Origin of the sequence: Methyloceanibacter sp. (assembly GCF_050728395.1) — a bacterium.
In the GTDB taxonomy this organism is placed as follows: domain Bacteria; phylum Pseudomonadota; class Alphaproteobacteria; order Rhizobiales; family Methyloligellaceae; genus Methyloceanibacter.
This window is the reverse complement of sequence record NZ_JBOHJB010000111.1, coordinates 1-7981: the sequence shown is the minus strand read 5'-3', so window position 1 is coordinate 7981 and position 7981 is coordinate 1. Positions and strand designations below refer to the sequence as shown.

7 protein-coding genes are annotated in these 7981 nt (G+C 61.3%); 4 read left to right on the top strand and 3 right to left on the bottom strand.

The window, feature by feature from the left end; genetic code table 11:
- Window positions 1–829 precede the first annotated feature (829 nt).
- On the top strand, window positions 830–1453 hold the full coding sequence (locus ACREC7_RS14550; RefSeq protein ID WP_431556410.1) for a response regulator transcription factor: 624 nt from the start codon (window positions 830–832) through the stop codon (window positions 1451–1453).
- Window positions 1454–1459: 6 nt separating this feature from the next.
- Here the strand turns inward: ACREC7_RS14550 and ACREC7_RS14545 are convergent, their stop codons facing one another.
- From ACREC7_RS14545 to ACREC7_RS14535, 3 genes are all read right to left on the bottom strand, one after another.
- A complete protein-coding gene (locus tag ACREC7_RS14545; protein WP_431556409.1) occupies window positions 1460–2860 on the bottom strand; it encodes a DUF4910 domain-containing protein in 1401 nt (466 codons plus the stop codon).
- 365 nt (window positions 2861–3225) lie between these two features.
- Window positions 3226–3534, bottom strand: coding sequence for a hypothetical protein (locus tag ACREC7_RS14540; protein WP_431556408.1), 309 nt, complete (start codon window positions 3532–3534; stop codon window positions 3226–3228).
- A 273-nt stretch (window positions 3535–3807) separates the two neighbouring features.
- Window positions 3808–5049 (bottom strand): methyltransferase domain-containing protein, encoded by a 1242-nt coding sequence (locus tag ACREC7_RS14535; protein WP_431556407.1) that lies wholly within the window; start codon window positions 5047–5049, stop codon window positions 3808–3810.
- A 336-nt stretch (window positions 5050–5385) separates the two neighbouring features.
- Here ACREC7_RS14535 and ACREC7_RS14530 point away from each other — a divergent pair, with 336 nt between their 5' ends.
- From ACREC7_RS14530 to ACREC7_RS14520, 3 genes are all read left to right on the top strand, one after another.
- Window positions 5386–6009 (top strand): PIG-L deacetylase family protein, encoded by a 624-nt coding sequence (locus ACREC7_RS14530; RefSeq protein WP_431556406.1) that lies wholly within the window; start codon window positions 5386–5388, stop codon window positions 6007–6009.
- 216 nt (window positions 6010–6225) lie between these two features.
- Window positions 6226–7152, top strand: a complete 927-nt coding sequence (locus tag ACREC7_RS14525) for a hypothetical protein (protein WP_431556405.1) — start codon at window positions 6226–6228, stop codon at window positions 7150–7152.
- 9 nt (window positions 7153–7161) lie between these two features.
- A partial coding sequence (locus ACREC7_RS14520) for an NAD-dependent epimerase/dehydratase family protein (RefSeq protein ID WP_431556404.1) occupies window positions 7162–7981 on the top strand: 820 nt, incomplete at its 3' end.

Here is a 7981-nt window from a genome sequence, read left to right as displayed (position 1 = left end):
CAGATGCACACCCCCCCGGACGCCAACACGCCTTCGGCGTCCTGATTGAGCGCAGGAAGGATGTGCACTGGACGAAAGGAGGATTTGCTTAGAATTTCCCTCAGCCCGTCGCGAACGAGAGCACACGGATGAGTTACAACAAGGGGGATAGGACTACTCATTGTTTTTACTCCACAAGTACAACTCTCCTCCAATTAGACTTAAATGTTAGGGCGTGTCATTTGGCCCTTGGGTTAGCGGCGCTACACCATCGTATACACTAGCCAAAAGGGGTAGCCGGAACGGGCCGTTATCAGGCTCCATTCACCCGGCAATTGGCGCCTTGAGTTGCTTTGTCACAGGTCGCGAGAAATTGATATTAAGGCTGACGCCAACGGCAAATCGTTCAAAGCTGAAACAACTTTGAGCTAACTGGATCACCATGCTAGACCGCCGACGGCAAAGGTTTGCTCCGTTCATATCATCCTTAATTCCAGCAGCAGGGACGCGGCTCGTGTTGGAAACTCTGCCTCTCGTACTTCGGTGGCACTCCTCTTGCGACCCCGCGGTCGCGTGTAGACGTGAAATATGCAACCAGACCAAACCGATAGAGACAGTGTTGCTCACTTGGTATCAAAGAGCAGGACGCCGAAGTCAGGCGGACCGGCCGTGTTCGGGAGAGAAAAACCAGGGATGCGTCCACTTCGACGCTTCTATCGTATTTCTAGAGTGATCGAAGGCAGGCTTGGCGGGCCAACCTCGCTCAGGAATGACTGGGCCAGCGCCGATCTTTAGAGCCGGAAAGATCACAGCGAGATACATCAGGCACCATCCGGGACCACATCTAGCCATGACGGAGCACCCCCGCAGCGATTCCACCGTCTTCGTGATCGACGACGACGCCGCGGTCCGCACGGTGCTGAAGGTGCTTTTTGAGTCCGTCGGGCTCCACGTCCAGCTTTTCGCCTCGGGAAACACCTTTCTCGAGGCCCCAGTCATGGACACGCCATGCTGCCTGGTGCTCGATGTGAGGCTACCGGGGATGAGTGGCCTCAAACTTCAAGAGGAGCTCATCAAGGCCGAAGTCAACGTGCCGATTATTTTCCTCACCGCGCACGGGGACATTCACATGGCGGTGGGGGCGATGAAGGCTGGAGCCGTTGACTTCCTGACCAAGCCGTTCCGCAATCAAGACGTTCTCGATGCCGTCTATGCCGCTCTCGAGCAGGACGGGACGCGCCGCAGAAAGGAACAATCGAGTTCAACCATCCGCGAGCGCTTCGAGTCGCTGAGCCCACGCGAGCGAGACGTGGTCGCGCGGGTTGCGGCCGGCGTACTCAACAAGCAAATCGCCGCCGAACTGGGTTTGAGCGAGGTGACGGTGAAGGTCCATCGCGCCAAGGCCATGCGCAAGATGCACGCAAAGTCGCTGGCCGAATTGGTCAGAATGACCGACTTTGCGCATTCGGAGTGAATGGCTCTACTCACCGGCCTCCATCCACTCTTGCAGCAGGCCGCAGCCTACAAGCCTCTCGGTCGCGTGGCGAAGCTCCTCGCAGGACAATCCTGAGCGCTCGGCGACATCGAGAACGCTGTTTTCGCCGTCGGAAAGATTGAGCATCCACAGCAGCGCCATCTGTTCCTTGTCGCTCGCCGCCGGCAAAAGCCCTCGCTTTCCCAACTGAGGCTCCCCCATGGGGCTGAGATTGATGAATTTGAGGTCGCTCTCCAAGAGGTCGATCACCTCAAGCAGCGTTCCGAGCGTGTCGGCAAGATGCGTGCGCGACACGAAGCTCAAATTGTCGGCCGAGGTGTGATATTCCGGGTACTCGCCATGCGGGGTCCGCCGGAAGCTTCCCACCGGGAGATCGAATCCCGGCGAGCAGAACTGCCTCTCGTCATAGCCGTAGGGCGAAAAATCGCGAAGCTCGAAGGGAGCTCCCCTCGTCCGCAAGACGTGCTCCACGGCCCTGTCGATATCGGCGGTGAGACGCCTGCTGCGCTTGTAGTTGACGCTTCCGCGGTCGCCGACGCAGGCGAGCACCAGACCGTGCTTGATGCGGCCGGCTTTGTCTTGATTGCGCGACAGCCAGGCGATCGGACCGATGGTCCCCGGCACAAAGAGGAAGCGGTAGGTAAACCGGTGCGGCGTGCGCGCCATGATGCGCGCGAGCGCCGTCGCCACCGCGACGCCGGACAGGTTGTCGTTGCACATCGACGGATGGCAGATATGGGTCGAGATCAGGAACTCATCCTCGGTCTCGCCGGGGAGCAAGCATTCTCCATAAGTGAGCGCTCCGTCTCGAAGCGAGGAGTCGATCACCACCTCGTATTCGGCCTCGGCAAGGCTCTCGAGCTGCCGGTGCGACAGGCAGAAGCCCCAGGACTCCGCGTAATAGGTAGTGCGATAGGGAATCCAGTCGGGGTGCTCGGGAAGCGAATGCAGGTGGGGACGAAGCTCGCCAAGCGACATGCGCGTGTTGACCGGCGCGCTGTAATTGACCACGTGCAGGTTGTTTTCCCGGAAGTCCACGACGCGGCGCCCGTCTTTATCCTTGATGTAGGCATCTTGGATGTTCCATTCCTTGGGAATCGTCCAGTCGAACACCTCCGTGCCTGACGCCACCTCCTGGGTGGCAAGCGGGATCAGCTCGCCGAGGCGGAAGAGGCTCTGCCGCAGCCCGTCTCCGGTGATGCTGCGGCACACCGGGTAAAGCTCGCAGATCAATTCGATCATCCTGTCCGCTTCCGACCGGAGATCGACGGACCTCGGCAAGCGCAACAGCGTCTTCGAGGGCCTCCCCGGGCGAAGCCGCTCGACGCCGGGGGCCCGATCGTTGCCGACAACGTTATAGAAATCGCCCGCACGGGACATGTTCATCGATCGGCTCCGCCGCAATCGCAGGGCGCGAAGCGGATGCTGTAGCGCTCCGCTCCGAGGGTGGTAGAGGCAAGCTTAGCGAGTGTTCGCCCACCGGGAGGCGGAAGATTGGCGGGGGCTCGTGGCGCGAAAGGGTTACTCCCGCCAAGAGGGCCGAGTTCTGCTCGCGTGGCTTGAGCCCGCGAGCATCGCCTGATGCGCGCTGCGATTGAGCGACGCCGGTGACCAAGCAGCTCGACCTGCGGCACCTCGACCCCAGAGCCAAAGCACACTCTTGAGCCTTGTAGCGAGAAGGATTCGAAGCAGGGCGTGCGTTCTCTACCTTCGCGAATGAACGTGAGCCTGCCTGGCTTAGCCGACCGCCTTTAAGCCGCCTCGCGCTCGAACCGGCTGCAAATCTCGGTCGCCGGATCGTGCCCGGTGAGACGAACGAGATCCGCATAGGCGGAATCGACTTGCACGCTCGCCGCATCGGCGTGGTCGTTGAGAAATTGATGCAGCCCGAGTTTTACAACCAGACCGCGCAAACCTTCGGCGGGCGTCGCAGCAATCTGTGCCTCGACCTCCGAGAGAACCTTGTGCGCGGCGACCACGTCCTTTTCCTTGGTCGCAGCCTGCACGGCCTCGAAGGCCTTGAGCCATTTCATGAATAATTCGACCAGTTTCTCGTCCATGCCTCCCCCTTTCACCGCTCACAGAGCCGGAGCGCCGCCACCGCATCTTGCGATAATCTCTCACAGAATCCTTTACTTAGCCACGGCGAATACGCGCTGGGCCGTGACCCAAGACCCGCCTCAAGCTAACCCCGAGTTGGTAACGAACTCGGAGCGACCTTCCACCAGCGACATGCTGACATAACCCTCATACCGGCTGAAAGTTGCAGCCATCCTACGGGTCAACCGGCGGCAATGCGCGCGCCGGGCCGACCCGCAGGACGGCTGCGGCCCTCAAGAGAAAAGCTTGTTCGGGTCGACGATCGAGACAGATGGAATGGGAACGATGAACTTGGCGCCCCATCGGCCGACATGGCGCATCTGTTGCACGATCTCGTCCTTGAGGTTCCACGGAAGGATCAGAATGTAATCGGGCTTGGCATCGTCGATCGCCTCCACCGGGTGGATCGGGATGTGCATGCCCGGCGTGTAGCGGCCGTGCTTGTAGGGATTGCGATCCACGGTGAAGTCCAGGAAATCGGTGCCGATGGCGGCATAGTTGAGCAGCGTGTTGCCCTTGCCGGGGGCGCCGTAGCCGCAGATACGCTTGCCTTCCTCCTTGGCCTCGATGAGGACGGAAAGAAGCTCGCGCTTGGTGCGTTGGATGCGGCCGGCGAAATTGAAATAGGTCGACAGCATTTCGAGCCCGGCCCGCCGCTCCTGCGCCAGCATGTCGGCGACGCGGATGGAGACCGGGCGCCGCGAGCCGCGATGGGCGAGATAGGCGCGCAGCGATCCGCCGTGCGTCGGCAGAGTTTCAACGTCGATCAGCACAAGCCCATGGGCCGCGGCCAGCCGACTCATGGTGCCGAGCGAGAAATACGAAAAATGCTCGTGGTAGATGGTGTCGAACTGATTTTCGGCGATCAGCCGCTCGAGATGCGGCACCTCGATGGTGACGACCCCTTCGGGCGCCAAGAGATGCGCCATGCCGGCCACAAAGTCGTTGAGCTCCGGTACTTGCGCCAGCACATTGTTGGCCACGATCAAATCGGCATGGCCCCGTTCAGCCACCACTTGCGCCGCGGTCTCGGGGCCGAAAAAGGCGACGAGAGTCGGGACGCCGGCCTGCCGCGCGGTCTCCGCCACATTGGCAGCCGGCTCGATGCCGAGCACCGGCACGCCGAGGCCAACAAAATGCCGCAACAAATAACCGTCATTGCTGCCGAGCTCGACGACGAAGCTTTTCGGGCCAAGCCCGAGCCGGCCCTTGATCATTTCGCAGTAGCGGCCGGCATGCGCCACCCAAGTGGTCGAATAGGATGAGAAATAGGCGTATTCGGTGAAAATGTGGGCTGGGCTCACGAACTCCGGAAGCTGGACCAGCCAGCAGGTGTGGCAGACCCGCGCGTGGAGCGGATAATAGGTCTCCGGCGCGTCGAGCTGGTCCTGAGTGATGAAGCTCTCGCACAGCGGCGACATGCCGAGATCGATAAGGGTGTGTTGCAGCGGCGTGCCGCAATGACGGCACCGCATCGATTCCAAGGCCGACGTCACGGGGCCGTGTCCGTCTAACGCAACATCTTCGCTTCTGCCTGATGCAACATCCATCTCGCTCTCCCAGACCGCAACAAGCGGTTGCCTCTCACTCCTTTCTCCAGTTTGGCGTCACCGGCAATAGCTGCGAGGGGGTACCTATTTCTCGCTTGGCTGAGTTCCACCCAATCCCTTTTCGCGCCATTGACCGCTTCAAGCGCAACAACGAAGGTTCGCGCGGCCTGAACGAGCAGGCCAAGGCGATGATTCTCGTGTTCGGTTTTGGCGCAACTCTCACGCGGGTGGGCGATGCTATCGGTTCTGGATTTGACTCGCGTGCAGCGGCTGCTTTGCCTCGGCGCTCACTGCGACGACATTGAGATCGGGGCTGGCGGTACGATTCTGAATCTGGCCAAGGCCCATCCCGAGCTCGAAGTGAAATGGGTGGTGTTCGGGGGCGAGAACCCCGAGAGGGTCGAGGAAGCTCGGCGTTCGGCTGAGGTGTTCCTGGCCGGCACCAGCACCAAGAGCGACATCGTCATTCATGGGTTTCGCGACGGATTCTTCCCGTTCCAGGGCGAGCTGATCAAGGAAACCTTCGAGGAGCTCAAGGCGAGCTTCGCGCCTGATCTCATTATGACCCACCACGACGACGACCGGCATCAGGACCACCGTCTCATCTCGCAACTGACGTGGAACACCTGGCGCGACCACATGATCCTCGAATACGAGATCATGAAATATGACGGCGATCTTGGGCGCCCGAATCTGTTCGTGCCGCTTCCGGCGGAGGTCTGCCAGGACAAGATCGGCAGCCTGCTCGAGGTGTTTCCGTCCCAAGCCAAGCGGCAATGGTTCGACGAGGAGGCGTTCTGGTCGCTGCTGCGCTTGCGCGGCATCGAGTGCAACGCGCCTTCGCGCCTCGCCGAAGCATTCTTCGTGCGCAAGATCCTGGCTTAGTCTCGATCAGCCTTGGGCGGGGCGCGGGAGCTGGGGGTACCCCCAAGGCGCAAGCCTATTTGCCTGCTTCCAATCATGGGTCGGGCACTCCCCCGACGGGGTAGTACGGATCGCACCTGTATCGATGGTGTCGCGCCCCCCTTTGCGCGCCTCGCGCCGAGAGGCATCTCTGGCATCTTGTCGGGAACGCTCAAGCCTTCAGGCAGGAGAAGCATCATGAACAACACGGTGTATTACGACTCTGCGGCTTCGGATGATGTCCGCCGCGAGCATTTGTACGACGGTCAGCTGTTTGTCTTTTCCACGCGGCGAAGCATCCTGAATTTCGTCGATTTCGCCCGGGGCATGGTCGAAGACGCCTTCGGCGGCCTCGATCCTAGGATCGCACAGGACAGCATGGACGTCGAAACCTACGCCGATCTGCTCGGCAAGCTGAAGCCTTCGTTCATCCATCACCCTGAATCGAAACGGCATTTGACCGCGATCCTGGAGGATTTGGGCTGCGATCTGGGCACGACCTATTTCGACGTCCCGAGGATGCGCAGCTCGACGAGCAGCAATTACCTCACCACCGGCATCGCCTATGCCTGGCACGCGCACCGCGACACCTGGTATTCGGCCCCGCCCTGTCAGCTCAATTGGTGGCTGCCGATCTACGAGCTGCACTCGGATAACGCGATGGCGTTTCATCCGCGCTATTGGAGCCAGCCGGTCAAGAACAGCTCGGCGGGTTACAACTATTACACCTGGAACAAGCTGCATCGCGGCGAGAATGTCGCAAAGCTGGTCAAGGAAGACCCGCGGCCCCTGCCCCGCGCCTCTGAGCCGATCGAGCGCGATCCGCAGATCCGCCTGATCTGCCCGGTCGGCGGCCTCGTCCTGTTCTCCGCGGCGCAGATGCATTCGAGCGTGCCGAACATTTCCGGCGTGACCCGCTTCAGCATCGACTTCCGCACCGTGCATCTCGATGACGTGATCGAGAAGAACGGGGCGCCGAACCTCGACGCTGCCTGCACCGGAACGGTCATGCGCGACTTCATGCGCGCCACCGACTTGACGCAGCTGCCGGAGGACATCGTCGCCATGTACGACGACGGCACCGCCGTCGAGGGCGAACTGATCTACATGCCGAAAAGCGCGTGAGGACCAGCCTTGAGCGGACATCATTTGCCCTACGCTGCAAGCCTGATCACCGGCGCCAGCGGTCTTATCGGCCAGCATCTTTGCCGCAGGCTGTGCGATCAGGGCCATGAGGTCCACGCGACGTCACGCCGCCGGCATGCATCGAAAGCGCGCGGACCTCACTGGCACCAGGCCGACCTCGCCGATCTTGCGGTGGCACGCCGGCTGTTGGCCACGGTGAAGCCTGATGTGGTGTTTCACTTGGCGGGTGCGGTCGGCGCCAGCCCGGACTTCAAGCTTGTGCTGCCGACCTTTCACAGCCTGCTCACCAGCACAATCAACGTGTTGGTGGCCGCGACGGAGGTGGGTTGCCGGCGCATCGTCTTGAGCGGCTCGCTCACCGAACCCCCGACCAGTCCCAGCACAACGCCGCAGTCCCCCTATGCCGCGGCAAAATGGGCTGCCTCCTGCTATGGCCGCATGTTTCAAAGCCTTTACGACGCACCGGTGGTCATCGTGCGGCCATCCATGGCCTATGGTCCCGGTCAGGCCGCTGCCAAGTTTGTTCCCTCGGTCACGCTTTCGCTCCTGCGCGGGGAACGCCCCCTGCTCGCGAGCGGAAGGACACGATTGGATTGGGTTTACATCTCCGACGTAATCGACGGCTTTGTCGCCGCGGCGACCGCCCCCGGTATAGAGGGTGAGACGATCGATCTCGGCTCGGGAACGCTCGTTTCCACCTCCGACATCGCCGGCCGCCTGGTGCGCATCGTCGGCAAGGACCTCAAGCCTGAATTCGGCGCCCTGCCCGACCGCCCCAATGAACCTACGGTTCCCGCGGACACTTTGG

Coding starts and splice junctions, on each gene's coding strand:
- ACREC7_RS14550 (WP_431556410.1), top strand. CDS start 830: ATGACGGAGCACCCCCGCAGCGATTCCACCGTCTTCGTGATCGACGAC.
- ACREC7_RS14545 (WP_431556409.1), bottom strand. CDS start 2,860: ATGAACATGTCCCGTGCGGGCGATTTCTATAACGTTGTCGGCAACGAT.
- ACREC7_RS14535 (WP_431556407.1), bottom strand. CDS start 5,049: ATGCGGTGCCGTCATTGCGGCACGCCGCTGCAACACACCCTTATCGAT.
- ACREC7_RS14525 (WP_431556405.1), top strand. CDS start 6,226: ATGAACAACACGGTGTATTACGACTCTGCGGCTTCGGATGATGTCCGC.
- ACREC7_RS14540 (WP_431556408.1), bottom strand. CDS start 3,534: ATGGACGAGAAACTGGTCGAATTATTCATGAAATGGCTCAAGGCCTTC.